The organism is Kitasatospora purpeofusca, assembly GCF_042691725.1.
GTDB lineage: Bacteria > Actinomycetota > Actinomycetes > Streptomycetales > Streptomycetaceae > Kitasatospora > Kitasatospora purpeofusca_B.
The window spans coordinates 5,010,472-5,035,430 of the sequence record NZ_CP170483.1 but is presented as its reverse complement, the minus strand read 5'-3'; the positions used below and the strand labels follow the sequence as shown (position 1 = coordinate 5,035,430).

At 75.4% G+C, this 24,959-nt stretch carries 25 protein-coding genes; 9 read left to right on the top strand and 16 right to left on the bottom strand.

Features of this window, described 5'->3' with window-relative positions; genetic code table 11:
- Window positions 1-26 precede the first annotated feature (26 nt).
- Window positions 27-596 (bottom strand): YbjN domain-containing protein, encoded by a 570-nt coding sequence (locus ACFCLZ_RS21450; protein WP_380278321.1) that lies wholly within the window; start codon window positions 594-596, stop codon window positions 27-29.
- Window positions 597-686: 90 nt separating this feature from the next.
- Window positions 687-2,069 (bottom strand): D-inositol-3-phosphate glycosyltransferase, encoded by a 1,383-nt coding sequence (gene mshA, locus ACFCLZ_RS21445; RefSeq protein WP_380286233.1) that lies wholly within the window; start codon window positions 2,067-2,069, stop codon window positions 687-689.
- A gap of 268 nt (window positions 2,070-2,337) precedes the next feature.
- Here mshA and ACFCLZ_RS21440 point away from each other — a divergent pair, with 268 nt between their 5' ends.
- Complete coding sequence (locus ACFCLZ_RS21440) at window positions 2,338-3,171, top strand: class I SAM-dependent methyltransferase (RefSeq protein ID WP_380278319.1); 834 nt, start codon at window positions 2,338-2,340, stop codon at window positions 3,169-3,171.
- A gap of 167 nt (window positions 3,172-3,338) precedes the next feature.
- Here ACFCLZ_RS21440 and ACFCLZ_RS21435 read toward each other — a convergent pair whose 3' ends face one another.
- On the bottom strand, window positions 3,339-3,890 hold the full coding sequence (locus tag ACFCLZ_RS21435; RefSeq protein ID WP_380286232.1) for an O-acetyl-ADP-ribose deacetylase: 552 nt from the start codon (window positions 3,888-3,890) through the stop codon (window positions 3,339-3,341).
- A gap of 240 nt (window positions 3,891-4,130) precedes the next feature.
- Between ACFCLZ_RS21435 and ACFCLZ_RS21430 the strand changes: the two genes are divergently transcribed.
- Window positions 4,131-5,645, top strand: coding sequence for a PP2C family protein-serine/threonine phosphatase (locus ACFCLZ_RS21430; RefSeq protein ID WP_380278318.1), 1,515 nt, complete (start codon window positions 4,131-4,133; stop codon window positions 5,643-5,645).
- 75 nt (window positions 5,646-5,720) lie between these two features.
- Here ACFCLZ_RS21430 and ACFCLZ_RS21425 read toward each other — a convergent pair whose 3' ends face one another.
- The 4 genes from ACFCLZ_RS21425 to ACFCLZ_RS21410 form a co-directional block, all read right to left on the bottom strand.
- Entirely contained in the window at window positions 5,721-6,074 is a 354-nt protein-coding gene (locus ACFCLZ_RS21425) for a DUF2516 family protein (RefSeq protein WP_380286231.1), read from the bottom strand.
- Between the two features lie 112 nt (window positions 6,075-6,186).
- Window positions 6,187-6,684, bottom strand: a complete 498-nt coding sequence (locus ACFCLZ_RS21420) for a hypothetical protein (RefSeq protein ID WP_380278316.1) — start codon at window positions 6,682-6,684, stop codon at window positions 6,187-6,189.
- A gap of 20 nt (window positions 6,685-6,704) precedes the next feature.
- Window positions 6,705-7,118 carry a helix-turn-helix domain-containing protein gene (locus tag ACFCLZ_RS21415; RefSeq protein WP_376097080.1) on the bottom strand — a complete coding sequence of 138 codons (414 nt, stop codon included), beginning with the start codon at window positions 7,116-7,118 and terminating at the stop codon, window positions 6,705-6,707.
- An 85-nt stretch (window positions 7,119-7,203) separates the two neighbouring features.
- On the bottom strand, window positions 7,204-8,340 hold the full coding sequence (locus ACFCLZ_RS21410) for a MerR family transcriptional regulator (RefSeq protein ID WP_380278313.1): 1,137 nt from the start codon (window positions 8,338-8,340) through the stop codon (window positions 7,204-7,206).
- A 172-nt stretch (window positions 8,341-8,512) separates the two neighbouring features.
- Between ACFCLZ_RS21410 and ACFCLZ_RS21405 the strand changes: the two genes are divergently transcribed.
- On the top strand, window positions 8,513-9,127 hold the full coding sequence (locus tag ACFCLZ_RS21405) for a YceI family protein (protein ID WP_380278312.1): 615 nt from the start codon (window positions 8,513-8,515) through the stop codon (window positions 9,125-9,127).
- 232 nt (window positions 9,128-9,359) lie between these two features.
- Here the strand turns inward: ACFCLZ_RS21405 and ACFCLZ_RS21400 are convergent, their stop codons facing one another.
- Window positions 9,360-10,325, bottom strand: coding sequence for a LysR family transcriptional regulator (locus ACFCLZ_RS21400; RefSeq protein WP_380278310.1), 966 nt, complete (start codon window positions 10,323-10,325; stop codon window positions 9,360-9,362).
- A 148-nt stretch (window positions 10,326-10,473) separates the two neighbouring features.
- On the opposite strand from ACFCLZ_RS21400, the gene ACFCLZ_RS21395 reads away from it, so the two are divergent.
- Window positions 10,474-11,706, top strand: coding sequence for an MFS transporter (locus ACFCLZ_RS21395; protein ID WP_380278308.1), 1,233 nt, complete (start codon window positions 10,474-10,476; stop codon window positions 11,704-11,706).
- A gap of 19 nt (window positions 11,707-11,725) precedes the next feature.
- Complete coding sequence (locus tag ACFCLZ_RS21390) at window positions 11,726-12,205, top strand: macro domain-containing protein (protein ID WP_380286230.1); 480 nt, start codon at window positions 11,726-11,728, stop codon at window positions 12,203-12,205.
- Here the strand turns inward: ACFCLZ_RS21390 and ACFCLZ_RS21385 are convergent.
- Window positions 12,190-12,732, bottom strand: coding sequence for a GNAT family N-acetyltransferase (locus ACFCLZ_RS21385; RefSeq protein WP_380278307.1), 543 nt, complete (start codon window positions 12,730-12,732; stop codon window positions 12,190-12,192). The genes ACFCLZ_RS21390 and ACFCLZ_RS21385 overlap by 16 nt on opposite strands.
- Before the next feature lie 75 nt (window positions 12,733-12,807).
- Between ACFCLZ_RS21385 and ACFCLZ_RS21380 the strand changes: the two genes are divergently transcribed.
- Entirely contained in the window at window positions 12,808-13,623 is an 816-nt protein-coding gene (locus tag ACFCLZ_RS21380) for a TetR family transcriptional regulator (protein ID WP_380278305.1), read from the top strand.
- A gap of 60 nt (window positions 13,624-13,683) precedes the next feature.
- Here ACFCLZ_RS21380 and ACFCLZ_RS21375 read toward each other — a convergent pair whose 3' ends face one another.
- Entirely contained in the window at window positions 13,684-14,997 is a 1,314-nt protein-coding gene (locus ACFCLZ_RS21375; RefSeq protein WP_380278303.1) for a GNAT family N-acetyltransferase, read from the bottom strand.
- 134 nt (window positions 14,998-15,131) lie between these two features.
- Here ACFCLZ_RS21375 and ACFCLZ_RS21370 point away from each other — a divergent pair, with 134 nt between their 5' ends.
- Window positions 15,132-15,857, top strand: coding sequence for a dienelactone hydrolase family protein (locus tag ACFCLZ_RS21370; protein WP_380278301.1), 726 nt, complete (start codon window positions 15,132-15,134; stop codon window positions 15,855-15,857).
- 18 nt (window positions 15,858-15,875) lie between these two features.
- Here ACFCLZ_RS21370 and ACFCLZ_RS21365 read toward each other — a convergent pair whose 3' ends face one another.
- The 5 genes from ACFCLZ_RS21365 to ACFCLZ_RS21345 form a co-directional block, all read right to left on the bottom strand.
- Window positions 15,876-17,201: a C40 family peptidase gene (locus tag ACFCLZ_RS21365; RefSeq protein ID WP_380278299.1), complete on the bottom strand. Its 1,326-nt coding sequence runs from the start codon at window positions 17,199-17,201 to the stop codon at window positions 15,876-15,878.
- A gap of 268 nt (window positions 17,202-17,469) precedes the next feature.
- Window positions 17,470-18,570, bottom strand: a complete 1,101-nt coding sequence (locus ACFCLZ_RS21360; RefSeq protein WP_380278297.1) for a hypothetical protein — start codon at window positions 18,568-18,570, stop codon at window positions 17,470-17,472.
- A gap of 69 nt (window positions 18,571-18,639) precedes the next feature.
- Window positions 18,640-20,457, bottom strand: a complete 1,818-nt coding sequence (locus ACFCLZ_RS21355) for a threonine/serine exporter family protein (RefSeq protein WP_380278295.1) — start codon at window positions 20,455-20,457, stop codon at window positions 18,640-18,642.
- Between the two features lie 127 nt (window positions 20,458-20,584).
- Window positions 20,585-21,331 carry a DedA family protein gene (locus ACFCLZ_RS21350; protein ID WP_380278293.1) on the bottom strand — a complete coding sequence of 249 codons (747 nt, stop codon included), beginning with the start codon at window positions 21,329-21,331 and terminating at the stop codon, window positions 20,585-20,587.
- Between the two features lie 135 nt (window positions 21,332-21,466).
- Entirely contained in the window at window positions 21,467-22,627 is a 1,161-nt protein-coding gene (locus tag ACFCLZ_RS21345; RefSeq protein WP_380278291.1) for a TetR/AcrR family transcriptional regulator, read from the bottom strand.
- Window positions 22,628-22,970: 343 nt separating this feature from the next.
- On the opposite strand from ACFCLZ_RS21345, the gene ACFCLZ_RS21340 reads away from it, so the two are divergent.
- Entirely contained in the window at window positions 22,971-24,128 is a 1,158-nt protein-coding gene (locus ACFCLZ_RS21340) for an acyl-CoA dehydrogenase family protein (protein ID WP_380278289.1), read from the top strand.
- A 72-nt stretch (window positions 24,129-24,200) separates the two neighbouring features.
- Here ACFCLZ_RS21340 and ACFCLZ_RS21335 read toward each other — a convergent pair whose 3' ends face one another.
- Window positions 24,201-24,467, bottom strand: coding sequence for a hypothetical protein (locus ACFCLZ_RS21335; RefSeq protein WP_380278287.1), 267 nt, complete (start codon window positions 24,465-24,467; stop codon window positions 24,201-24,203).
- 151 nt (window positions 24,468-24,618) lie between these two features.
- Here ACFCLZ_RS21335 and ACFCLZ_RS21330 point away from each other — a divergent pair, with 151 nt between their 5' ends.
- The gene (locus ACFCLZ_RS21330) at window positions 24,619-24,936 is read left to right on the top strand and encodes a cupin (RefSeq protein ID WP_380278285.1); all 318 of its coding nucleotides are present in this window, start codon (window positions 24,619-24,621) and stop codon (window positions 24,934-24,936) included.
- The last annotated feature ends 23 nt before the right edge of the window (window positions 24,937-24,959 follow it).

Sequence of the window (24,959 nt, the reverse complement as noted above, 5' to 3'; positions counted from 1 at the left end):
CCTCCCGTCGGCCACCCGGGGGCCGGCTACTCGGCGGCCTGCTGTTCGGCTGCCTCCTGTTCGGCGGCCGCGGCCACCGGCGCGGAGTCCGGGCCCGGGGCGGCGAGGTGGGCGAAGGCGGCCAGGTTGCGGGTCGACTCCCCGCGCTTGGTCCGCCACTCCCACTCCCGCCGGATCGCGGTGGCGAAGCCCAGCTCCAGCAGCGTGTTGAACGGCTCGTCGGCGTTCTCCAGCACCGTGCCCAGCAACCGGTCCACGGCGTCCGGGGTCAGCGACTCCAGCGGCAGCCGGCCCGCCAGGTAGACGTCCCCGAGCCGGTCGACCGCGTACGCCACGCCGTAGAGCCGGGTGTTGCGCTCCAGCAGCCAGCGGTAGACCGCCTCGTGGTTCTCGTCCGGGCGGCGGACCACGAAGGCGTTCACCGACAGGGTGTGGTCGCCGACCCGCAGGGCGCAGGTGGTGCTCAGCTTCCGGGTGCCCGGGAGGGCCGCCACCAGGGTGTACGGGTCGGCGGGGGCCGGCTCCCAGGCCACCCCGGCCTCGTCCAGGGCGGTGCGCAGGAGGGTCAGGGCCTCGTCCTTGGTGCGGATTGCCATGGGGGTGACGTTACTCGGCGGTACGCCCGCGCGCAGCAGTACACCCGCGCGCAGCGGCGCACCGGCGGCGGCCGGCCGGACCCCGGCGGCTCAGCCCCGCCGCTGGCGCGCCCCGGCCAGCCGACCGACCGACCTGGCCAGGCTGCCGGCGTACACCTCGGCGGTGCTCGCGGCGGCGGTGTCCCAGCCGAACCCGGCCGCGTGCCGGGCCGCCGCGTCGCCCCGCCGGGCCACCAGCTCCGGGTCGGTGGCGTACGGCTCCAGCGCGTACGACCAGTCCACCGGGTCGTGGCCGGCCACCAGGGTGCCGGTCTCGCCGTCCCGGACGGCGACCGGCAGGCCGCCCACCGCGGCCGCCACCACCGGCGTGCCGCAGGCCTGCGCCTCCAGTGCGACCAGCCCGAACGACTCGCTGTACGAGGGCATCACCAGCGCCGTCGCGGCCCGGTACCACTCGGCGAGCAGCGCCTGGCCCACCGGCGGGTGGAACCGCACCACGTCGCCGATGCCCAGTTGGGCGGCCAGCTTGTGCAGGCTCTCCGGCCTGGCCAGCCCGGTGCCGGACGGCCCGCCGACCACCGGCACCACCAGCCGCTCGCGCAGCTCCGGGCGCCGCTCCAGCAGCACGGCGACCGCGCGCAGCAGCACGTCCGGGGCCTTCAGCGGCTGGATGCGGCCGGCGAAGAGCAGCACCGCGGCCCCGGCGGGCAGCCCGAGCCGGGCCCGGGCGGCCCGGCGGGCCTGCGCGGCGCCCGGTGCCGCCGGGCGGAACACGTCCAGGTTGACGCCCGGGTGGACGACGGCCAGTTGGTCCGGGCGCGCCGCGTAGAACCGGGCCAGCTCGGCGGCCTCCTCGGTGGTGTTGGCGATCAGCCGGTCGGCCGCCTCCACCACCTGGGTCTCGCCGATCACCCGGGCCGCCGGCTCGGGGGTGTCGCCCTCGGCCAGCGCCGCGTTCTTCACCTTCGCCATGGTGTGCATGGTGTGCACCAGCGGCACGCCCCAGCGCTGGGCGGCCAGCCAGCCGACCTGGCCGGAGAGCCAGTAGTGCGAGTGGACCAGGTCGTAGTGGCCGGGGCGGTGCCCGGCCTCGGTGCGCAGCACCCCGTGGGTGAAGGCGCACAGCTGGGCGGGCAGGTCCTCCTTCACCAGCCCCTCGTACGGGCCCGCGGTGACGTGCCGGACCAGCACGCCCGGGGCCAGCTCCACGGTGGGCGCGTCGTCCGAGCAGATCGCCCGGGTGAACACCTCGACCTCGATGTTGAGCTCGGCCAGGCGCTTGGCCAGCTCCACGATGTAGACGTTCATGCCGCCCGCGTCGCCCGTCCCCGGCTGGTGCAGCGGGGAGGTGTGGACACTGAGCATGGCTATCCGGCGCGGGCGGCGCCGGCCGCCCTGGACGAGCGACTGGAGCCGGCCGCGCGCGGGTGCGGCCGGCTGGGCACGGCGTACCGAACGGACGGGGTGCTGGATCACCTGGCTGGAGCCTCCTCGTGTACTGCCCGCCTCGGCAGCCCTGCTTGCCTGCTGCCTGCTGTTCTGCCTGCTGTCCGGTGTGTGCGCCACCGCCCGCGCGCCGCACGTCCGCGGCGCCCGGTACGGCGCGCCCGACCGCTGCCCCGTCCGGGCACACATCACCATCAGTCTGCCAACCACGCGATCGCCGACCGGCATTCCCGGGCCGCCGGATGAGATGGGCCACGCCGCCGAGGGCCGCCGAGGGCCCCGTACCCTGTGGGGCATGGCCGCCTCCTCCCCCGACACCGCGACCGCGCCCGCCCGCGGACGGGCCGGGCGACCGGTGGGCACCGTCACCCGCGGCACCACCAACACCAACCGGCTGCGCCGGATGGACCGCTGGATCGCCCATACGCTCGGGCCCGCGCTGCGCTCCGCCGGGCACCCGCCGGTGGCCGTCGACCTCGGGTACGGCGCCGCGCCGTGGACGGCCGTCGAGCTGTCCGGGCGGCTGCGGGCGGTGCGGCCGGACGTCCGGGTGGTCGGGATCGAGATCGAGCCGGCCCGGGTCGCCGCGGCGCTGCCGTACGCGGTGCCGCCGCTGCTGACCTTCCGGCGCGGCGGCTTCGAGGTGCCGCTGGACGGCGGGGCGCCCGCCCAGCTGATCCGGGCCGCCAACGTGCTGCGGCAGTACGACGAGTCGGCGGTGGCCGGGGTCTGGGAGCGGCTGTGCGCCCGGCTGGCCCCGGACGGGCTGCTGGTCGAGGGCACCTGCGACGAGATCGGCCGCCGGCACGTCTGGGTGGCGCTCGGCCCGGAGGGGCCGCGGACGGTCACCTTCGCGGCCCGGCTGGGCGGCCTCGGCCAGCCCTCCGACCTGGCCGAACGGCTGCCGAAGGCGCTGATCCACCACAACGTGCCCGGGCGGCCGGTGCACGCGTTCCTGCGCGACTTCGACCGCGCCTGGGCGGCGGCCGCGCCGTACGGGGCGTTCGGCGCCCGCCAGCGCTGGGCGGCGTCCTGCGGCTCGCTGGCCGGGTCGTGGCCGCTGGTGGACGCGCGCGGGCGGTGGCGGCAGGGCGAGGTCACCCTGCCCTGGACGGCCCTGGCCCCGTAGGTCCTGGTCCCGTGGGCCAGGGCCCCGCAGACCCTGGATCCACCGTTCCCCCACCGCAGCCCCCGGCGGGCGCCGGTGACCGGATCCATGGTTTCACTCGAACGAGTTATCGAATATCTCTGGCGTGTTGACGCCTCGTCACGCCACCATGGGACCCGGCCCGGGCCTCACTCCAGTCCCGTCAGCCCCAACTCCCGCCCGACACCCGCGAACACCCCGTACATCTCGGACCCGAACAGCACGAACCGCACCTCCTCCGGTCCGCCCCCCGGCTCCGCCGTCACCGCCGCGACGGTGCCGAGCGCGATCCTGGCCGCATCCGCCGGCGGCCACCCGAAGATCCCGGCCGACACGGCCGGGAAGGCCACCGTGCGCGCACCCAGCTCCGCCGCCACCCGGAGCGACTCGCGAAAGCAGGAGGCCAGCAACTCCGCCCGCCCCTCGTACTCGTCCGCCAGGTAGACCGGCCCCACGGTGTGCACCACCCAGCGGGCCGGCAGGTCGCCGGCCGTGGTCGCCACCGCCCGCCCGGTGGGCAGCCCCCGCCCGTACCGCGAGGCCCGCAGCCCGCGGCACTCCTCCAGGATCCGCGGCCCGCCCCGGCGGTGGATCGCACCGTCCACACCACCGCCGCCCAGCAGGGAGGAATTGGCCGCGTTCACGACGACGTCCACCTGCTGCGCCGTGATGTCACCCTCGACCAGGGTGATCCGTGTCACCATCACGGGACTCCTCTCCTCGTCCGCCCCGACACCCGTCGGCACGGGCCCCTCTCATGTCCTCACCACCCATCCAACACACCGCCACCGGCGTGGCGACAGCCACAACGGCGCCGGTCGGTCAGAGAAATCCCCGGAGATCACGTTATGGTCGCGAGAAGTTCCCCGCCGCAGGGTGCCAAGCGGGCACTGCGGACGGACGCCGGCCGTTACGCATGCGGGGAAAGGGAGGATCAGCCGATGCCCGCTACGGGAGACGGGCGGGCACCTGCTGCCGCGGACCCGCCGGGCGCCCAGCACGGCGCCCGCTCCGGGGGTGCCCGCGAACGGTCCGGCCCCGAACGGTCCGCGTCCGACCGCTCCCCCGCGGCGGTCCGGCAGCCGGCCGGCCCGGCCACGGCGGCCGCGCCGATACCCCACCCGCGTGCGGACGCCGCCCCCGCGGCCCCGTCCGTCCCCAAGGCCGCCGCCACCGCCCCGCTCAAGCTGCTGGTGATCGAGGACGACGCCACCGACGCCCAGCTGCTCAAGGCCGCGGTGGCCGACAGCGGCGCCCCGATCGAGATCCACTGGACCCGCGGCCTCGACCAGGCCTTCGCCCTGCTCACCCCCGCCGGCCCGGGTTCCCGGCGCGGCCGGTCGCGCGGCCCCGAAGCCGGCCGCGGTGACTTCAGCTGCGTCCTGCTCGACCTCGCCGCCCCCGCCGACCTGCCGCACCCCTCGGACCCCTCGGACGGCCTGGAGGGCCTGCACGAACTGCTCCGCCGGGCCCCGCACACCGCCGTCGTGGTCCTCACCGACGCCGCCGGCGCCGAACTCGGCGCGGCCGCCGTGGCCGCCGGCGCCCAGGACTTCCTGGTCAAGAACGAGACCGACGGCCCCCTGCTCGCCCGCGCCCTGCGCTACGCCGTCGAGCGCAAGCGCGCCGACGAGTCGCAGCGCCGGCTCGTCGAGGCCGAGCTGCGCGGCCAGGAGAACGCCCGCCTGCAGCGCCACCTGCTGCCCACCCCGCTGCTCGAGGGCGCGAACCTCTCCTTCACCCGCCGCTACCGCCCGGGCCGCCGCCGAGCCCTGCTCGGCGGCGACTTCTACGACGCGGTCCGCACCGAGGACGGCGTCGTCCACGTGGTGATCGGCGACGTCTGCGGCCACGGTCCCGACGAGGCGGCGCTCGGTGTGGCCCTGCGGATAGCGTGGCGGACCCTGGTCTTCGCCGGCCTCACCGGCGAGACCCTGCTGACCACCCTTCAGCACGTGCTGGAACACGAACGGCGCAGCGACGAGATCTTCGCGACGCTCTGCATGCTGAGCATCGAGCCGGGCGACGCCGCCGCCCCCGAGGCCGCCGAACGGGCCCGCCTCCACCTCGCCGGCCACCCGCCGCCGCTGCTGCTCGGCGACGACCACGCCCCGATCGGCCTGCCCGCCGACCACGCCGGCCCCGCGCTCGGCCTGCTCCCCTGCGACGACGGCCAGGCCGTCTGGCCGGCCCACCGGTTCGAGCTGCGCCCCGGCTGGCGGCTGCTGCTCTACACCGACGGGCTGATCGAGGGCCGGATCGGCGCCGGCTCCCGCCGCCTCGGCCAGGACGGCCTGGCCGACCTCATCGGCGACCACCAGTCCGCCGGGCTCACCCGGGGCCGGCTGGTCGACAGCGCGATCGCCGAGGTCGAGGAGCTGAACGGCGGCGCCCTGACGGACGACGTCGCGGTGCTGCTGCTGGAGCGCAACCCGATGCAGCTGATCCTCGGCTAGGACTGCGCCGGACGGCACGAGCCCCGGCATCCGCGCGGTCGGCCCGCCGGACGCCGGGGCTCGGTGGTCCCGCCGTCACCAGGGCCCGTACGGCCCCATGTTGCGCCGGTCGCCCCGGCCGCCGCCCCGGTTGGTCAGCGCCCGGATCGCCGGGCGGACGTCGACCACGTAGACGATCGCGGCGACCAGGCCCCCCAGGGTGAGGAAGCTGGTCATGAAGTTCGCGCCGAACAGCAGGTCCAGTCCGAAGGCGATGCCGAGGACCGCGAGCCAGAAGCCCTTGGTCTTCTTGTCGGCCGCCCGGTAGGCGTCCTCCGGGCGGGTGGCGGCGTCGATCAGCGCGAACAGCTTGTAGCCCAGGATGGCGACGGCCAGCCACCAGAACGGATTCAGGTAGTCCAGGAACAGGATCTGGGCCACTCCGCCCATCACGGCCTCCTCGTCTCGCTGCGGCACCCCGTCCGTCCATCCTGGCACGGCGGGGCGTCCGCCAAGGGGTCAACGACCCGGCGGCGCCCGATGCGCCCCGGGCTCCGCGGCCCTACTCCGCGGTCTTGCGGGAGCGGCCGCGCTTCGGGGCGGCGGGCGCCTCGTCCTCGACCAGCTCGCCCTCGACGAGCTCGCCCTCGGCCGCTTCCGCGTCGATCCGCTCGGCGAGAGCCTCGTCCGCGCCGGCCCCGGCCTCGCGCCCGCGCTCGACCGCCACCTTGCCGCGCTCGGCCAGCCCGTCGTAGGTCTCCTTGGCCTTCACCGCCAGTTCGACGGCGCGGCCGACCTGCTGGAGCGCGAAGGTCTGCGCCTTCTCCTGCAGGACCTTGAGGTCGGCCGGCAGCGCGGTGACCGTGCCGGTGACCTTGGCCTGTGCCTCGGCCAGCCGGGCGGTGGCCTTCTCCTGGGCGCCCTTGCGGTCGGCCGCGAGCGCCTCGACCTTGCCCGGCACCTCCCGCAGCTTCTCGTAGGCGAGTTCCCCGGCGCCGGCGAGGGCGTACAGCGGGGTCGGGTCGGTCAGGGTCTTCTTGATCTCGTCCGTGATCGGCACGGCCGGTCCTCCCGTGGTGTCTAGGGTGCCTTGCCCTCGTGCTCGTCCGCGCTCCCGCCCGCACCCTCGTCCGCGCCGGACGGTTTCCCGGCGGCGTTCTCCTTGAGGAAGGCGTCGTAGACCGCGAGCAGCGCCTGCTTCTGCTGCTCGTTGATCAGCGGATCGGCCAGGATCGAGGCCCGCAGTTCCAGGCCCTCACCGCGCCGTTCCTCCAGGATCCCGGCCTGGACGTAGAGCGTTTCCGCCGAGATCCGCAGCGCCTTGGCGATCTGCTGCAGAATCTCCGCGCTCGGCTTGCGCAACCCTCGCTCGATCTGGCTGAGGTAGGGGTTGGACACGCCGGCGGCCTCCGCCAACTGCCGCAGCGAGTACTGCGCGTTGCGCCGCTGTTCGCGGATGTACTCGCCCAGCGAGCCGACGTTCAGGGAGGCCATGGGGCCACCCTGCCCCACCCTGCTTGCTTTTGCAAGCGCACCGCTAGCACCAGCAAACGGCTCCTTTCCGCCGGGCCGGGGCGCGTCAGGCCGGGAGGCGGACCGGCATGAGCACGGAGAAGGTGCCGGGGTGGCCGGGGGTGCGGAGGGCGAGGGGGGCGACCGGGCCGCCGAGTTCGAGGACGAGCTGACCCGGGGCGCCGGCCGCGAGCGCCTCCAGGAGGAAGTCCCGGTTGACCGCCACCCGGAGGGCGTCCGGGCCCGGCGCGCCGGGGTCGGGGGCGGCGACGGTGAGGCGGCCGGCCGCGTCGACCGCGAGGACGGCGACCTCGCAGTCGGCGCCGTCCGGGCCGGACGGGAGGCTGCGGGTCGGGGCGGACGCGACCGCGTCGCGCAGGTCGGCGGCGGGCAGGGCGACCCGGTGGACGGGGTCCAGCCGGACCAGCGCGCGGTAGTCGGGGTAGTCGTGGTCGAGCGCGGCGCCCTCGATCCGGTGGCCGTCCACCGCGACGCGCACCGTCGCACCGCCGAGCGTCAGCTCCACCGGCCCGACACCGGGGCCGGAGCCCAGCAGCGCGCGGAGGGCGTCGGCCAGGGCGGTCGGCACGATCGCGGCGACGGAGGCCGCGGAGGCGTCGGAGGCGTCGGAGGCGTCGGAGGCGTCGGAGGCGTCGACGGGGATCTCGGCGAGGGCCATCCGGTAGCGGTCGGTGGCGACCAGCCGCAGCAGCCCGCCGTCCAGGTCGAACAGCACGCCGGACAGGACCGGCAGCCCCGGGTCGCTGCCGACGGCGAAGCGGACGGCGTCCAGCGCCCCGGCCAGCGCGCGGGCGGGGACGGTGAAGCGGTGCTCTTCGGGGGTGGCGGTCATCGGGTTCTCCCTCTGGTCGATCAGCCGTCGGATCAGGGAGAGCTCCCGGCGCGCGTCGGCGAGGCCGTCCTCCAGGCGGCGCAGGTGCGCGTCCAGCACCCGCCGGCCGTCGCCGCTGCCGGGGGCCGCGCCGAGCACGGCCCGGATGCCGGCCAGCGGCAGGCCCACCCGGCGCAGCCGGGCCAGCAGCCGGGCGTCGGCGAGCTGCGAGGGCGCGTACCAGCGGTAGCCGGTGCGCGGGTCGACCCGGGCGGGGGCGAGCACGTCGGCGCCGTCGTAGAAGCGCAGGGCGCTCACGCTCAGACCGCTGTCGCGGGCCAGCTCTCCGATGCTGCGCAGGTCGCTCTCCATGCGGGGACTCTGGGGCCTCGACCAGGTCGAGGGTCAAACCGGGGCGGCCGGACCGGCTCCGACCCTACCGACAGGCCCCCGACCAGCATGGTTGAACTTTGAACGAAACCGGACTACAGTGAAGCCAACAAGTTGAAGCCTAAACAAATGGCTTCGGACCCGAGGAGGAACCATGGGCCTGTTCAACCGCACCAAGAACGTCGCCGCCGCGACCACCACCGCCGTCGCCGTCGCCGAGGGCCCGGACCTCGGCCACCTCTCGGGCGACTGGACCATCGACACCACCCACAGCGAGATCGGCTTCTCCGTCCGCCACGCGATGGTCACCAACGTCAAGGGCCGCTTCACCGAGTACGACGGCAAGCTGCACCTCGACGGCACCACACCGGCCAACTCCAGCGCCGAGCTGGTGATCAAGGTCGGCAGCATCGACACCAACCAGGCCCAGCGCGACGAGCACCTGCGCACCGGCGACTTCTTCTCCGCCGAGACCTTCCCCGAGATGAGCTTCCGCAGCACCGCCGCCGAGCGCGTGCGCGACGACTCCTACCGGCTGACCGGCAACCTGACCATCAAGGACGTCACCCGCCCGATCGTCCTGGACCTCGACTTCACCGGTACCGCCGTCGACGCCTACGGCGTGGACCGGGTCGGCTTCGAGGGCAAGGCCGTCCTGGACCGCACCGACTGGGGCCTGACCTACAACGCGGCCCTGGAGACCGGCGGCGTGCTGATCGGCGAGAAGGTGAAGCTCACCTTCGACATCTCCGCCGTGAAGGCGGCCTGACCCGGCCGACCGCGGCCCCGGGCCCTGTGGGCCCTCCCCGACCGCGGGCACGCAGCGGTCGGCGCCCCCGGCGACCGCGCGCCCGCACCCGACTCCACCCCTGCCGACCCCCGAGCGGCAGGGGTGGAGTCGTCTTCGGCTCGAACAACCTTCCGGCGCCCGGCGATTCCTCGGTCCCGGCCGGTTCGCACACCACCTTCGCCGGGGCCTGCGCGCCCGGACGGCGGACCGCTCAGGGCGCCAGCAGCGCGGCGTCCGGAGCCGGGAGCCAGCTGTCCGCCGGGCGCCGCAACCACGCCTCGCGCGCGCCGAGTTCGGCGGCCGCGGACAGCAGCGCGGTCAGCCCGGGATGCCGCAGGTCCGGGCGGTGCACCAGGCTCACCAGGCTGAGCGGCACCGGCTCGACCAGTGGCACGTTCACCGCGCCCGGCAGCGTCGGGCCGCCGGCGGTGGTCAGCATCGGATCGCCGTGCCGGGCCAGGTAGCGGGCCGTCTCGTCCACCCCCACCGGCGGGACCCGCGGCGGCGCCGGCGTCAGACCGTGCTCGCGCAGCAGCCGCAGGCCGAGGTCGGCCCACTCGGTGGTGGCCGGGTTGCCCACGCAGACGTCCACCGGATGGCCGGCCAGCTCGGCCAGTCGCAGGACCGGCCGCCCGGCGAGCGGATGGCCGGCCGCCATCATCACCGAGATCCGCTCCAACCGGACCGGCCGCTGCGCGAGTTGGGCGCGCACCCCGGCGGGCAGACCGGCGAAGCGGCCGAACGAGACATCCAGCCGGTGGGCGATCAGTTCGTCGGCGGCGGCCGCCAGACCGCCGTGGAAGCGGGCCAGGAGTTCCCCCTCCGGCCAGGCGGCGCGGGCCCGATGGAGCACCCGGTAGCCGGCGAGGTCCGGTCCGGTGACGTCGCTGATGAGGTCGAGCAGCAGCGGACGGTGCGCGGCGCCGGCCAGGATCTCGTCGTGCAGCGCCAGCAGGCGGCGCGCCCGGGGCAGCAACCCGTGCCCGGCGGCGGTGAGTTCGACGCTGCGCGTGGTGCGGGTGAACAGCGCGTCGCCGAGCAGCAATTCCAGCGTCCGGACGTCCCGGCTGAGGGCCTGCTGGGCCACGTGCAGGCGCTCGGCGGCCCGCCCGAAGTGCAGCGTCTCGGCGGTCGCGACGAAGCCGCGGAGCAGGCGGGGGTGCAGGTCACGGGGCATGGCGGCAGGCTAGCAACGCTCCCGGGCCGGGCGGACCGGGGCCATTGACAACATGCTGTTGTCGACGCGGCCGAACCGGTGTTGGACCGCGCGCGGCCGGCGGCCCGAGGCTGGGGGCTTCCCTCCCCCCCTCTTCCCGCGGAGTCCCATGCTCGCCCCTTACCGACGCCTGTTCGCCCGCCCCGGCACCGCCGCCTTCACCCTGGCCGGGCTGCTCGGCCGGCTCTCGATGTCGATGACCGGCGTCTCGCTGGTGGTGCTGCTCGCCGAACGGCGCGGCTCGTACGCGCTCGCGGGCACCGTCGCGGCGGCCGGCCTGGTCACCGGGGCGGTCGGCATGCCGGTGATCGGCCGGCTGGTCGACCGGTTCGGGCAGGCGCGGGTCACCGTCCCGGCGGCGCTCTACAACGTGGTGCCGTTCTCCGGACTGCTGCTCTGCGTCCGCGCCGGGGCGCCCGACTGGACGCTCTACCTCTGCTGGGCGGCCTGCGCGGCGGCGCCGAACCTCGGCGGCATGGCCCGGGCCCGCTGGGCGCACCTGCTGCGGGACCGGCCGGACGACCGGCACCTCGCCAACTCCTTGGAACAGGCGTTGGACGAACTCTGCTTCATGGCCGGACCGGTGCTCGGCATGGTGCTGTGCACCACGATCGCGCCGGAGGCCGGCATGCTCGCCGCCGGCGGGCTCGGCGCGGCCGGCGCGCTGCTGTTCGCCGCCCAGCGCGGCACCGAACCGCCGCTCGCCGACCGCCCCGCGGCCGGACGGCACGGCTCGCCGCTGCGGATGCCGGGACTGCGGGTGCTGACGCTGACCTTCCTCGGCACCGGCGTGATCTTCGGCGCGCTCGACCTGACCACCGTGGCCTACGCGGAGGCGCTCGGGCACCGGCCGGTCGCGGGCGGGCTGCTCGCCCTGGTGGCGGCCGGGTCCTGCGTGGCCGGGCTGGTCTTCGGGACGCTGCGGCCGAGCGGACCGGCGGGCACCCGCTTCCTGCGGGGCGTCGCGGCGATGGTGGGGCTGCTGCTCCTGCCGCTGGCCGCCGGACTGGGCGGCGCGGGCCTCGCGCTGCTCGGGGCGGCGCTGTTCGCGGCCGGCACGGGGACCGCGCCGACCATGGTCACCGGTATGACGCTGCTCCAGGAGCTGCTGCCGCAGCGGCAGTTGAACGAGGGCATGGCGATCGCGGTGTCCGGCATCGTGGTCGGCATCTCGGGCGGCTCGGCGCTGGCCGGCGTGGTCGCCGAGCACGCGGGGCCGGGCACCGGCTACTGGATCCCGGCGGGGGCGGCCGCGCTCGCCCTGCTGATCGCCCTCGCGGGCCGCCGCCACCTGGCCGTCGCGGCGGAAAGTCCCGAACCCGCTGTCGGTGCGGCGCGCTAGCGTTCGGGGCATGACGGCTGTGAGCGCCATCGCCTACGTCCGCGGCGATGCCACGACGCCCCGGGGCAAGGGGGTGAAGGTCATCGCGCACGTCTGCAACGACCTCGGCGGGTGGGGGAAGGGGTTCGTGCTGGCCCTTTCGCGCCGCTGGCCGGAGCCGGAGGCGGCGTACCGGCGGTGGCACCGGGAGCGGGCGGGGAACGACTTCGGGCTCGGCGCCGTCCAGTTGGTGCAGGTCGGGCCGTACCTCTGGGTGGCCAACCTGATCGGCCAGCGGGGCATCCGCACCAGCCGCTCCTCCGGGCCGCCGGTGCGCTACGAGGCCATCGACGCCGCGCTCGCGGCACTGGGCGGGCACGCGCGCGACCTGGGCGCTTCCGTGCACATGCCGCGGATCGGGTGCGGGCTGGCGGGCGGGCGCTGGGAGTCGGTGGAGCCGTTGGTGACGGCCCGACTGACCGCCCGGGGAGTGCCGGTGACCGTCTACGACCACGGCTGACGGGCGAGTTCGGAGGCCGGCCAGGTGTACTCGTACTCGGGCAGCGTGTGGCCGCCGGGGAAGAAGCCCGCGCGCGCGTCGGTGCGGTGGCCGCCCGCGCGTTCGTAGAAGGCGATCGCGCGGGTGTTGGCCTGCAGCACCTCCAGGTAGAGGTCGGTCCCGGGGTGGCGACGGGCCGTGTGGGCGCGGGCGGCGTCCAGGAGCCGCCGGCCGATGCCGCCGCCGGTGAGTCCGGGGCGGACGTGCAGGTTGTCGAGCAGGATCCGGCCGTCCCCGTGCGGGACGAGGTAGGCGAACCCGACGACCTCACCGTCCCGTTCGGCGATCAGCAGTTCGGGGGTGGTCTCCGGGCCGCCGTAGTCGGCGGCCAGCCGCAGCTCCCAGATCTCGCGCCGTTCGGCGGCCAGCCCGTCGCCGAGGGCGTCGTCGGGGACGATGCCGGCGTACGCGGTGCGCCAGCTGGCGGCGTGCAGGTCGGCGACGGCCTCGGCGTCCCGGGTACCGCCCGGGCGGATCACGGTGCTCATTCGACAAGCCTCTCATCCGGTGCCGGGCAGGCCGGCACGGCCGGGACATGGGCCGATCGGGCTAGGCTCGGGGCCGTGGACGACCTGGCAGCGACGAACGGCACGAGCGCGGCGAGCGGCACGAGCGCGGCGAGCGGCAGCACCGGCACCGACGGGGGCGCCGCGGGCCCCGCCGAGCCGCGCGGCAGCCGCGCGCAGCCGAAGACCGACAAGAGCGAGCAGACCCGGGCCCTGATCCTGGAGACCGCGATGCGGCTGTTCCAGGAGCGCGGCTACGAGAAGACCACCATGCGCGCCATCGCCACCGAGGCGGGCGTCTCGGTCGGCAACGCCTACTACTACTTCTCGGCCAAGGAGTTCCTGATCCAGGGCTTCTACGACCGGATGACGTACGACCACGCGGCGGACGCCAGGAACCGCATGGCGCACACCCGGGACTTCGCCGAGCGCCTGGAGATCGCCCTGACCTCCTGGCTCGACACGGCGGCCCCGTACCACGAGTTCGCGGCGCAGTTCTTCCGCACCGCCGCCGACCCGAACAGCTCGCTGAGCCCGTTCTCCGACGAGTCCCACCCGGCCCGGGCGACGGCGGTCGAGCTGTTCCGCGAGGTGCTGCAGGGTTCCGAGCTGGCGCCGAAACTGGACGCCGAACTGGTCGAGCTGCTGCCCGACGTGCTCTGGCTGCACCTCATGGTCGTGGTGCTCTACTGGGTCTTCGACCGGACCGAGGACACCGAACGGACCCGGGAGTTCGTCCGGCGCTCGACCCCCATGGCCGCCCGGGTGATCAACCTCTCGCGCTACCGGGTGTTCCGGCCGATCGTCCGCGACGCCAAGGGCCTCATCCAGGACTTCATCCTGCCCACCATCGGCAAGACCGCCGTGAAGTAGCCGCGGAGCAGCCGTGGGGGGCGGGCACCCCCGGCCGCGCGGGCCGGGGGTGAGCGCCGGTCAGAAGCCGTCGATGTTCCAGGACAGCAGCGGCCTGCGCAGCAGCAGGTCCGCGGCGGCCACCGCGCCCGGGCGCAGCTCGGTGACCAGGCCGGCCACCGCGAGCCGGGGCAGCGTCTCGCCGGCCAGGTAGAGCGCGCCGAGCGCCGAGGCGTCCAGCGCCAGGTCGGCCTCGTCGGTGGTCCGCGCACAGCGGCCGGTGCCGTCGGCGGCGACCTCGAGCGCCCAGCGGCCGGCGGCGTAGCCGTCCCGGTCCTCGACGTCCAGCACCACGCGGCCGGGTGCGCCGTAGGTCCGGGCGTTGAAGGCGGCCTCGACGTCCAGCACCCGCAGCCACATGAAGTCGGCGTTGTCGGCGTGCGGGGTGGCGGCGCGCGGCTCGTTCAGCAGCATCGGCAGCGGGTCGTCCGGGCCGACGTTCTCGACCGAGACCTTGCGCACCCAGTCGACCGAGAAGAGGTAGCGCCACAGCTCGGTGGCCGTGGGCCGGTCGAGGGCGAAGAGGTCGAGCACGGTGAGCGTGCAGTTCGGGTAGGAGCCGTCCCAGGTGTCGTCGACCTTGTAGACGGCCAGACCGGTGGGGGCGCCCTCGGCGTCCCGGTGGACGGCGGCGAAGGGCTCCTTCCAGTCGAAGCCGGGGACCTCGATCTCACCGGTGTGGCGCTTCCAGGTGAGCTCGTCGCGGTCGATCGCGCCGGGCTGGGTGACCCGCCAGCGGTCGAACAGCTCGGGGCCGATCTTGCGCAGCTCCTCCATGGTGACCAGGTCGATCCGCCCGCCGGGCACGGCGGGCAGGCCGGGCCGCAGACCGCCGGCCCGGAGCAGGTCGATGTTCCAGCCGTGGCCGCGGGTGGCGGGGCCGAAGCCGTACCGGCCGTAGATGTTGTACTCGGCGGCGATCAGGATGGCGACGGCGGCGCCGCGCTCCCGGGCCGCCGCGAGGTCCGCGGTCATCATCCGGCGGAGCAGGCCGCGCCGCCGGTGGGTGGCGGTCACGGTGACGGCGGTGATCGCGTCGGCCTTCACCACGGCGCCGCCGGGGACGGTCAGCTCGGCGTCGAAGCTGCGGAAGGTGGCGACGATCCGCCCGTCGTCGAACGCCCCGAGCATCCGGCCCGGCTCCCACTGGCGGCGGCGGAACTCCGTCGCCCGGCCCACGTGCGCGCGCAGGAAGCCGAGGACGAGCGCCCGGTCCCACGCCTCGACCTCGTCCTCCCCGACAGCGCGGATCTCGATCCCGTCGACGATCCCGCCCTGTTCCTTCACGCGGCCGCTGCCCGGGTCACCGGGGCCGTCGTTCGTTTCGTTGCCCATTCGCTCACCGTACGGCGGGATTTCGACGAGGGCACCCGATTTATTCCGGGGCGGAGGGCGGCCCCCGTACCCGCGTTTTCCGCCCACGGTGAAGACCGGCCCGGGCCGGCCCGGGCCGCACTACCGTCCGGTCCATGACGACGATTACCACACGCACGGTCACCTATCCGGCCGACGGACTGATGATGGTCGGACACCTCGCGATCCCCTCCGGCACCGGCCGCCGGCCCGCGGTCCTGCTCGGCCCCGAGGGGCCGGGCCTGAACGACGTCCAGCGCGACCGGGCCGACGCCCTCGCCGAACTGGGCTATGTGGCGCTGGCCTTCGACCTCCACGGCGGGCACTGGTTCACCGACCCCCAGGAGATGCTGGCGCGCGTGATGCCGCTGCTCGCCGACCCCGGCCGGATGCGGGCCATCGGCCACGCGGCGCTCGACGTGCTGCGCGGGGAGCCGCGGACCGACCCCGGCCGGATCGCCGCCATCGGCTACGGCACCGGGGGCGCGATCGCGCTGGAACTCGGACGCGACGGGGTCGACCTGCGGGCGATCGGAACGGTCAACGGGCTGACCACCGGCGAACCGGGCGAGACGGCGCGCATCCGCTGCCCGGTGTGGGCCGGGGTCGGGTCGGAGGACCCGATCATGCCGCCCGCGCAACGGGAGGCGTTCACCGCCGAGATGCAGGCCGCGGGCGTCGACTGGCGCCTGGTGGTCTACGGCGGGGCGCTGCACGCCTTCCACCACCCGCCGGTCGACCAGACCGTGCTCCCCGGTGTCGGCCACCACCCGCGGCACGCGGAGCGGGCCTGGCGCGACGTCCTCGGCCTGCTCGCCGAGTGCCTGCCGGTGGCGCGGTGAGCGGACGCCCGGACCGGGTCAGGGGCGGGCGTAGAAGTCCGGGGTGCCCATGATCCAGAGGCTGGCCTGCTTGATCGGCACGCCGGCCCGGGGGGCCTCGATCATCTGGTCGTCGCCGATGTAGAGGCCGACGTGGTGGATGTCGGCGGCGCGGCCGGTGGTGCTCCAGAAGACCAGGTCGCCGGGGCGGAGCTGGCGGTAGGTGACCGGGGTGGACTGGGCGTACTGGTCGGCGGCGAAGTGGTTGAGCCGCTTGCCGCCCTCGCGCCACGCCATCATGGTCAGCCCGGAGCAGTCGTAGCCGCCCGGGCCCTCGCCGCCCCAGACGTAGGGCAGGCCGATCCTGGCGCGGGCGAAGGCGATGGCGGCCGCCGCGCCCTCGGCCGACCAGGAACGCGGCGGCGGGGGTGCGGCGGCGGAGCCGGCGGGCGGGAGCGTCCGCGCGGCGTCGGCGGCGGCCTTCCCGGCGGCTTCGGCGGCCGCCCGTTCGGAGGCGGCCCTGGCCTCGGCCTCCCGGGCGGCGATCGCCTCCAGCGCCTCGCGCCGCTGCCGCTCCAGCTCGACGGTGGTGCTCCGGGCGGCGGCCAGCTCGGCGAGCAGCTGCTCGCGCCGCAGCCCGGTGGCCGTGACCTGGTTCTGCTGGTCGGTCAGCCGGGCCTCGGCGCGGGCCCGGGCGGCGCCGACCTCGGCGGCGGCGCGTTCGGCGGCCCCGGTCGCGGCGTGCGCGGCGGCGGAGGCCCGGGACGCCCCGGCGGCCGTGGAGACCGCCGCGTCGAGGATCTGCCGGGTTCGGTCGCTGGCGACCCCGATCACCGCGGCCCGGTCCCCGGCCTCGCGCGGGCCGTGCGCGCCGAGCAGGGCGTTGATCGCGGAGAGTTCGGCGCCGGCGCCCTGCCGGTACGTCTCGGCGGCCAGGGCGGCGGCCTCCTCGGCGGCGGCGGCCCGCTCGGCCTCGGCGGCGGCCGCCCGGGCCGCGGCGGCGGACTCCTCCGCGCGGGCCCGGGTGAGGGAGAGTTGGGCGCCGTTGTAGGCCTCGACCGCCTCTTCGGCGGTCCGGGCGGCCCGGTCGGTCTCGGCCTTGGCGGCGGTGAGCCCGGCCTCGATGGCGGTGACCGTGCCGGCCCGGCGGTCGGCCTCGGTCCGGGCCCGGTCGATCTCCCCGGCGGAGGGGTAGGCCTGCTCCCCCGCTGCGGCGGCCCCGGACGGATCGGGGGCCGGCGGCGGCCCGGGCGGCTCGGCGGGGGCGGACGGACCGGGCTCCGCCGGGGCGGCCGCCGCGGCGGGGAGCAGTCCGAGCAGGGCGGTGAGGGACAACAGGAGGGTCGGCAGGAGCCTGCGCGCCACGGTTCACCCCTTCGAACGGTCACGAGGGAGCGGAGCGGCCGCACGCGCGCACCGCCGCGGGGACCGGGGTGACGACGGGACCGGCCGGTGTCGGCCGCCGGCGACCCGGCGAAGACTCCCCTTCCGTGACAGGACGGTCACTGACCGCCATGTTCTCAAGCCGGACCGCTTTCCCCCCTCAAGCCCGCGCCGCCGACCGGGTGGCCGTCGGATGATCCGATCGCGGCCCGGCCCCGGCGGACCGCCCGGGGCAGCCGGGGCAGCCGGACTACCGGCTCATCCTGCGGGTACGCGTCCGCAGCCAGCGGTGCCGGCCCGGCCGGGGCGCCTGGCCGGCCGGCCCGACCGCGTACGCCCGGCTGCGCCCGGCCCGGACCACCCGCCGCCGCTGCTGGGAGCGGCCGTGCCGCCCCGCCCGGTCGGCCGGACCGTCGTACCCGCCCGGCCCGTCGGCCGCGCCGACGCCTCGGCGGCTCCCCGTCGGGTGCTCCGCGCCGCCCGCCGCCGAGCGGCGGTCGGCCAGCCGGGCGGACCGCCGGGCCAGCGCCCGCGCGGCGTGCGCGTCCAGGTGGGCGGTGGCCCGGGCGGCCATCTGCTCGGCCACCCGGTGGGCGGCCGGGTGGTGCGCCGGGACCTTGTCGGGCGCCCCGGCGATCAGGTCGAAGAGCCAGGTCCGGGCCCGGTCCGCGCGCCGGTGCAGAAGGCGCTCGCGCCGGAGCGCCCGGGCCCGCAGACGCGGGCTCGCGGCGTACCGCCAGCGCGCCCAGGGGCTGCTCGGTCGGGCCAGCCGGACCGCGCCGACCCAGGAGAGGCCGGGCACCATGATGCCGAGCAGCCCGGTCCACACCTTGCCCTTGAGCAGGGTGACGACCATCGCCAGCGCGTTCGCCGAGATGACGGTGACCAGCCCCCACCTGGTCTCCCCGGTCGGCTCGGCGCCGAGCGGGACGTATCCGACGAGCAGCAGGCCGGTGAAGAGGATGCCGAAGATCACCGCGTCCACCGACTTGCGGCCCTGCTCGCCCCAGTAGACGTCGTCCAGGTGCAGGATCAGCGCGAACTCGTCCAGCACCAGGCCGCAGCCGATACCGAAGAGCAGCCCGAAGACGTCGATCCACGGGTGCCCGCCGTAGGTCGCGAACACCCCGATGCCGCCGGCCAGCAGGAAGCCCAGGCCGAAGACCATGTGGTGGATGTGCAGCCCGCCGGGCGTCACGTTGCCGGGCCACCAGCGCACCTGGGCCCTGATCATCCGCACGCTGAACCGGATGAAGACGAAGGAGGTGATGAACCCGACCAGCAGCAGGAACAGCGGTTGCTTGTGCGTCGCGACGATGTGCTCGCGGTAGCCGTCCAGCAGTGTGGTCATGGGTCTTACCTTCGTTCCTGGTACTGCGTGCGGTCTGCCGCGACATGGCCCGCGGGCCAACGGCCGGCGTCAGAAGCCGCGGGTGCGCTTGGCGGCCCGGCGGGGGATCACCGGGGCGAGCGAGGGACGCTCGACCCCGACCGGGAGCTTCATGAAGAGCCGGGCGATCTCGCCGCCCAGGTTCACGCCGATGGCCAGCGCCATGGCGATCGCGGCGGCCCGGGTGATCTGGACCAGGCCCGCGTTGGGGTGGCCCTGGGCGAACGAGAGCATCCCGAGGTAGAGCGCCGAACCCGGCATCAGCGGCCCGATCGCGGCGGTGACGTACGGCAGCGCGGACCCGTTGCGGTAGCGCGCCATCAGCTGGCCGAAGAGGCCGACCAGGCCGGCCGCCACGCCGGTCGCGACGATCGGCGAGACCCCGGCGTTGTAGGCCAGCACGCCGTAGCTGGCCCAGCCGATGCCGCTGTTGAGGGTGACCAGGGCGAGCGAGCGGCGGTCGGTCTGCAGCAGCATCGCGAAGGCGAGGGTCAGCACCATCGCGGCCACCATCTGGACCGGCGGGTCGCTGTTCCCGACCAGCGACTCGTCCGGCCGCAGCTTCGCCTCGAAGCCGACCCCCAGGTAGAGGATCAGCATCACGCCGATGACGATGCCCGCCACCAGGTAGATCACCTCCAGCAGACGGGCCGCGGCGGTGATGTAGAAGCCGGTCAGGCCGTCCTGCACGGCGGCCACCAGGGCGCGTCCGGGCAGCAGCGCGAACAGTCCGCCGGTGATCACCACCGAGCCGCGCAGGCCCAGCTCGTTGAAGGAGAGCACGATGCCGGAGGCCGCGGCCGGCATCGCGGCCAGCACGAACTGGTAGAACTCCGGCAGCCCGCGGCGGGCGATCAGCGAGGCCAGCCGGTCGCCGAGGACGGCGGCGACGAAGGCGCTGAGGAAGACCAGCCAGGCCTTGTCGTCGATCTTCCCGCCGACCAGGAAGGTCGCCGCACCGGCCAGCAGACCGGTGTTCAGCGCGAGCAGCCAGGCCGCGTACGGGTGCCGGTTGCGGCGGATCGCCGCGAGCCGGCGGTAGGCGTCGTTGACGCTGACCTGCTCGGCGGTGATGTCCGCGACCAGCTCGTAGACCGCGTTCAGCCGGGTGTAGTCGGAGGTGCGGCGGCGCACCACCCGGTCGGCGGTGATCGGCGGCTCGACCAGCGAGGGCTGGTGCGAGATGCCGATCAGGGTGAAGGTGACCTGCGGTTCGCAGCGGTCCAGCCGGTAGGCGTGCGCGATGCCGAGCATGGCCGCCTCGACGTCCTCGGCGGCCTCGCCGCTGGCCAGCAGCAGTTCGCCGATGCGCAGGGTGAGGTCGAGGATGCGCGGCACGTTGCGGGTGGCGGCGGCGGAGGGGTGCAGCTCGCGGGCGGTGCGCTCGAAGGCGGGGCGCTCGGACATCGGGGTGCGCAGCAGGGTGCGCATCCGGTCCGGCCAGGGCGCCTCGCCGGGGGCGCCGGGGCTCAGGGCGCCGACGGGGATGCCGGCCGGCGGGGTGTAGCCGGCGGCCCGCCACTCCTCGGGGGTGAGGGTGTCCTCGGCCGCGGAGCGGCGGCGGTACACCGGGGCGAGCGGCTCGCCGGCGGGCGCCGACGGCTCCGAGGTGCCCGCCGGCTCGGGCTCCGGGGCCAGCAGGCCCTTGGTCTCGGGGGCGGGCGGGGCGAGCGGGATCTCCACGGTCGGCTCGGTGACCGGGGCGGGGCGCCCGAGCAGCCCCTCGGTGGGCGGCGCCTCGGACGGGTGGAGCGGCGTGCCGGCGGCCGGGCGGGCCTGCCGCTGCGGACGGCCGCCCCGGCCGCCTCTGGCCCTCTTGCCGCCGCCCGGCCGGCCCCGCTTCGGCACTTCCGCTCCTTGCCGCCCCTGGCGGTGCCGGTCCCCCGGGCCGCCGTTCGATCTCCGGATACACCTTGCCTGATCGAACTGCCGGACGCACATGTACGCGGCGGCGGGCGCGGGCCTCCCCGGACGCCTACCCGGCGCGGTGGCGGCCACCGTTTCGGGTGGCCGGCGCCGCGGTGGCGTCGGTCCGGACGGCCTCGGCGTCGGTCCGGACGGCGCCGGTCCCGGGCGGGGTGACCCCGGACGGGGCGGCCCGGCCGGCGCGGCGGGCGCGGAGCAGTTCGACGGCCACCGGGACCACCGAGACCAGCACGATGCCCACCAGGATCGCCTCGATGTTCTCCCGGACGAACGGGATCTGCCCGAGGAAGTAGCCGAGCACCGTGACGCCGGCGCCCCACAGCACGCCGCCGATGACGTTGAAGAGGACGAAGACCCGGTAGTTCATCCCGCTCACCCCGGCGACGATCGGGGTGAAGGTGCGGACGACCGGCACGAAGCGGGCCAGCACGATCGCCTTCGGCCCGTGCCGGTCGAAGAAGGCGGCCGCCTTCTCCACGTTCTCCCGCTTGAACAGCCGGGAGTCGGGGCGCCGGAACAGGCTCGGGCCGACCTTCCGCCCGAACAGGTAGCCGACCTGGTCGCCGGCCACCGCCGCGACCACGATCAACGCGCAGATCAGCCAGAGCGGCTGGTGCAGGTAGGTGCCGTCGGCCACCAGCAGGCCGGTGGTGAAGAGCAGCGAGTCACCGGGGAGGAAGAAGCCGATCAGCAGGCCGGACTCGGCGAAGACGATGGCCAGGATGCCGATCGGCCCGAAGGTGGAGATCAGGTGGGTCGGATCGAGCCAGGACGGGCCGAGGGCGAGGCTGGTCACGGTGCGGACTCCTGAGGGCCTGAAGGATAGGTCGACTCTTGGCAATGAAACAGTAAAGCATTCACCAAGGACGTCACCGGCCTCGCCGCCTCGGTCGCCCCGCGGCCCGGCCGCTGAGCGGCGCGCGGGGTCCGGTCAGCGGGGCCCGGTCGGCGGCTGCTCCGGGAGGCCCAGCACCACCCGGCCGAGCCGCAGCAGGCAGTCACCGAGATCCGGCCGGGCACCGGCCGGGCGGTTCCGCACCCCGTCGTCGACCAGCGAGAACAGCGCGTGCACCCGGATCCGGGCGGCCATCGCGCCCTCCTCCGGCCGCACCCTCACGAGCTGGTCGACCCAGGCGCGCAGGAAGTCCCGCCGGAAGTCCACCGCGGCCCGCCGGTCCGGCGGCGCCAGCCGCTCCGTCTCGCTCAGCATCACGCCGAGGTGGTCGCCGTTGCGCAGGGCGAAGCCCACGTACGCGGCCAGGCCCGCCGCCAGCGCCCGCTCCGGCTCGCCCGGGGTGCCGGGGATCGCGCCGCCGACCTCGTGCCGGAGCCGCTCCCGGCCGCCCACCAGGGCCGCCGCCAGCAGCTGGGCCTTGCTGTCGAAGTGCCGGTAGACGCTGGGCCCGGAGATCCCCACGGCGGCGCCGAGGCGCTCGGTGCTGACGTTGTCGAAGCCCTGCCGGTGGAACAGCCGCACGGCCGCGGCCAGCAGTTCCTCCCGGCGCGACCGCAGGCCGGGCACGGGGTCGGCACCGGGCACGAGACCGGGCACGAGACCGGGGCCGGGCACGAGACCGGGGCCGGCGCCGTCGAGCCGGACGGCGAGCACCGCCGTGAGCAGCTCGCGGAGCAGCCGCTCGGCCCGGCGCGGCTGCGGGGCGGCCGGGAGGTAGGAGAGCCCGGCGCCCGCCGAGAGGGCCGACCAGCAGAGCAACTCGGCGTCCGCGGCGGCGAGTCCGGGGCGTTCGGCGCGCAGCACGGCCGCCATCCGGCCGACGACGGCGCGCAGTTCGCGGCGCAGGGCCGCCCGCCGAGAGGGCGGCAGCAGCCGGGCGTCGCGCTGCACCAGGGTGCCCAGTGGGCGGTGGGCGACCGCGACGGCGGCCAGCGCGGCGGTGAGTCCGGCCGTCGAACCGGCGGAGCGCACCCCGTCCGCCAGCGCGTCCAGGCCCACCCGGACGGTGCGGTCGAGCAGTTCGGGCTTGCCCCGGAAGTGCCGGTAGAGCGCCGGCGCGGTGATGCCGACGCCGGCGGCGATCTCCGCCATCGAGACCCGGTGGTAGCCGCCGCGGTGGAAGCGTTCGGCGGCCACGGCCAGGATCTGAGCCCGCCGGACCTCCGCGGGCGGCCGCCGCACCACCATGACGCCCGTCCCTCCCCGCACCTGCTCCGACCGCCGCCCCGGCAGCCGTCCGGAGGCTGCCCGGCAGGCTAGCAGGCGTTCACTCAAGGGCCCGGGGAAGCCGCCGCCGGGCCGTTCGCAGCAGCGCCGACGCCGCTCCCCCCACCCTGGACAGCCGAAGCTACCCGGGATTAACTTGTGGGGCGACCGGCGGGGCCGCCCGGGTCCGCCGCACCGGGCTCCACCGAACGTCAGGCACCACCGCACGTCGGGTTCCACCGAACGTCAGGCACCGTCGAAGGGAGGCGCCGCCGTGCGCCGCACCGTGTTCACCGAGGACCACGAGGCCTTCCGGGAGACCATCCGGGACTTCATCGCCAACGAGGTCGTCCCCGTCTACGAGAGCTGGGAGGCCGAGGGCCACCCGCCGCGGGACTTCTACCGCGAGCTCGGCGCGCTCGGCGTCTTCGGCATCGAGGTGCCCGAGGAGTACGGCGGCGCGGGCGAGAGCGGCTTCAAGTACCAGGCGGTGGTGGCCGAGGAGACGGCGCGGGCCGGCGTCAGCTTCGGCTCCTCCGGGGTGCACACCGGCCTGGTGCTGCCCTACCTGCTGGAGTACGCGACCGAGGAGCAGAAGCGGCGCTGGCTGCCCGGCTTCGTCTCCGGCGACCTGATGACCGCGATCGCGATGACCGAGCCGGGCGCCGGCTCCGACCTCGCGGGCATCTCCACCACCGCGCGGCTCTCCGAGGACGGCACCCACTACGTCCTCAACGGCGCCAAGACCTTCATCACCGGCGGCGTCCTCGCCGACCTCGTCCTGGTGGTCTGCCGCACCGCGCCGTACGACCCGGAGAACCGCCGGGCCGGGCTCTCCATCCTCTGCGTGGACACCGCCTCCCCCGGGTACAGCGTCGGCCGCAAGCTGCAGAAGATCGGCCTGCGCACCTCGGACACCGCCGAGCTGGCGTTCTCGGACGTCAAGGTGCCGGTGGAGAACCTGCTCGGCGAGGAGGGCAGGGCGTTCGCGTACCTCACCCACAACCTGGTGCAGGAGCGGCTGGCGATCGCGGTCGGCGCGTACGCGGCCGCCGCGGCGGCGGTGCGGTTCGCGGTGCAGTACGTCAAGGACCGCAAGGTGTTCGGCAAGGCGGTCGCCGAGTTCCAGAACACCAAGTTCACGCTGGCCGACTGCGAGGCCCAGGTGATGGCGCAGCAGTCGATGGTCGACCGCGCGCTGGAGCTGTACCAGCAGGGCGCGCTGACGGTGGCGGACGCGGCGGCCACGAAGCTGTTCTGCACCGAGTCGGCGTCCGTCGTGATCGACAAGTGCCTGCAGCTGCACGGCGGTTACGGCTACATCCTGGAGTACCCGATCGCCCGGCTCTACACCGACAACCGGGTGTTCCGGATCTACGGCGGCACCAGCGAGGTCATGCGCAGCATCGTCGCCAAGTCGCTCGGGCTGTAGCCGGCCCCGGCGGCGGCCCGGCCGTTCACCCGGCCGGCGGAGTCGAGCGGGTGAACGGCCGCGGTCCCGCGATCAGTTGGGCGAGTGGTGCTCGGCTCGCCACGCGTCCCAGCCGGCCGAGGACGCCACCTTCGCCTCGTGCAGGGCCCGCTGGGCCAGGGCCGTCGGCGGGGTGTCCAGCCGCCGCACCCAGGCGCGGCCGGCCGTGGCCAGCGCCGCGCACACCATCACCGCGCCCGCCGTGCCGAACAGCGCGCCGATGCCGGTCAGCACCGCGCCGCCGGCCAGCAGCGAGCGGTTGATCTGGAACCCGCTGAGAAAACGCTCGTTGGTCGCCATGCCTCCACGATGGAGGCAGTCGGCCGCCGCCGCACGCCGAGCGCACCCGCGCGCGACGCGGCTCGGCGTGCGGGAGCGGGGCGCGTCCGGGACATTGGGCCGCAGGAGCGCCCGCGCAGCAGGACGGCACCGGACGGCAGGAGGACGCGCGATGGTCGATCTCGAACAGCTCGTCGCGGAGCACGCGGCCCTGGCGGCCGAGAGCCCGCACGGCCGCAGCGCCCATCTGGTGCTGCACGACGGGGTGCTGCGGCAGACGGTGATCGCGCTGACCGCGGGCACCTCGCTCGACGAGCACAACGCCCCGGCCGCCGCCAGCGTCCAGGTGCTGCGCGGGCGGGTCTCGCTCACCATCGCCGGGCGGCGCGAGGAGCTCTCGACGGGGCAGCTGCAGGCCGTTCCGCAGGAGCGGCACGGCCTGCTGGCCCACATCGACTCGGTGGTGCTGCTGACGGCCGTCACCGTCTGAGCCCCCGGCGCGGGCGCCGAACG

What these genes read in the sequence shown, in the direction of transcription:
- ACFCLZ_RS21450 (WP_380278321.1), bottom strand. Translation starts at nt 596, where the DNA reads ATGGCAATCCGCACCAAGGACGAGGCCCTGACCCTCCTGCGCACCGCC.
- ACFCLZ_RS21440 (WP_380278319.1), top strand. Translation starts at nt 2,338, where the DNA reads ATGGCCGCCTCCTCCCCCGACACCGCGACCGCGCCCGCCCGCGGACGG.
- ACFCLZ_RS21430 (WP_380278318.1), top strand. Translation starts at nt 4,131, where the DNA reads ATGCCCGCTACGGGAGACGGGCGGGCACCTGCTGCCGCGGACCCGCCG.
- ACFCLZ_RS21425 (WP_380286231.1), bottom strand. Translation starts at nt 6,074, where the DNA reads ATGGGCGGAGTGGCCCAGATCCTGTTCCTGGACTACCTGAATCCGTTC.
- ACFCLZ_RS21415 (WP_376097080.1), bottom strand. Translation starts at nt 7,118, where the DNA reads ATGGCCTCCCTGAACGTCGGCTCGCTGGGCGAGTACATCCGCGAACAG.
- ACFCLZ_RS21410 (WP_380278313.1), bottom strand. Translation starts at nt 8,340, where the DNA reads ATGGAGAGCGACCTGCGCAGCATCGGAGAGCTGGCCCGCGACAGCGGT.
- ACFCLZ_RS21405 (WP_380278312.1), top strand. Translation starts at nt 8,513, where the DNA reads ATGGGCCTGTTCAACCGCACCAAGAACGTCGCCGCCGCGACCACCACC.
- ACFCLZ_RS21400 (WP_380278310.1), bottom strand. Translation starts at nt 10,325, where the DNA reads ATGCCCCGTGACCTGCACCCCCGCCTGCTCCGCGGCTTCGTCGCGACC.
- ACFCLZ_RS21395 (WP_380278308.1), top strand. Translation starts at nt 10,474, where the DNA reads ATGCTCGCCCCTTACCGACGCCTGTTCGCCCGCCCCGGCACCGCCGCC.
- ACFCLZ_RS21385 (WP_380278307.1), bottom strand. Translation starts at nt 12,732, where the DNA reads ATGAGCACCGTGATCCGCCCGGGCGGTACCCGGGACGCCGAGGCCGTC.
- ACFCLZ_RS21375 (WP_380278303.1), bottom strand. Translation starts at nt 14,997, where the DNA reads ATGGGCAACGAAACGAACGACGGCCCCGGTGACCCGGGCAGCGGCCGC.
- ACFCLZ_RS21370 (WP_380278301.1), top strand. Translation starts at nt 15,132, where the DNA reads ATGACGACGATTACCACACGCACGGTCACCTATCCGGCCGACGGACTG.
- ACFCLZ_RS21360 (WP_380278297.1), bottom strand. Translation starts at nt 18,570, where the DNA reads ATGACCACACTGCTGGACGGCTACCGCGAGCACATCGTCGCGACGCAC.
- ACFCLZ_RS21335 (WP_380278287.1), bottom strand. Translation starts at nt 24,467, where the DNA reads ATGGCGACCAACGAGCGTTTTCTCAGCGGGTTCCAGATCAACCGCTCG.
- ACFCLZ_RS21330 (WP_380278285.1), top strand. Translation starts at nt 24,619, where the DNA reads ATGGTCGATCTCGAACAGCTCGTCGCGGAGCACGCGGCCCTGGCGGCC.